The 373-nt window shown below is 44.2% G+C and carries 1 protein-coding gene; it reads right to left on the reverse strand.

Translation table 11 applies throughout. The annotated features are described in order from the left end of the window. Nucleotides 1-124: 124 nt before the first annotated feature. Nucleotides 125-373: hypothetical protein (locus tag BN338_RS12735; RefSeq protein WP_210160965.1), on the reverse strand; the 249-nt coding region annotated here is incomplete at its 5' end.

Here is a 373-nt window from a genome sequence, read left to right on the forward strand (position 1 = left end):
GTTGTTGATGGGGGCTGGTGTGATTATCGTGGGTATGGTGGTTTGGGGAGTGGTGTTTTTAGAAGTGGCTATTGATTGGTGGTGTTTTGTGGAAACTTTCCAATAAAGGTTGCGTCGCTTGTCATCATTCTTTTGCTCTTTTGAGGAAAAGGGCAATGGTGCGAAACAGTAAATTGTGTTTCAAGAGAAAGTGGGTTGTTTGTGGTGGTGTTTTCCTTGTGGTCGATAGTTTGTGTTGGTTTTGAGATCTTGGACTGGTTTTTTTGATGGAGTTTTGTTGGTGGGACAGGTGTTGGATTGATGCACGATAAGTGTGATTTATGGCGGTTGTGTTGGTGATTGGGGTTATGGTGCCGGTCATATAGGGGTCGTG

The sequence above is a fragment of the Bartonella queenslandensis AUST/NH15 genome (assembly GCF_000312585.1).
In the GTDB taxonomy this organism is placed as follows: domain Bacteria; phylum Pseudomonadota; class Alphaproteobacteria; order Rhizobiales; family Rhizobiaceae; genus Bartonella; species Bartonella queenslandensis_A.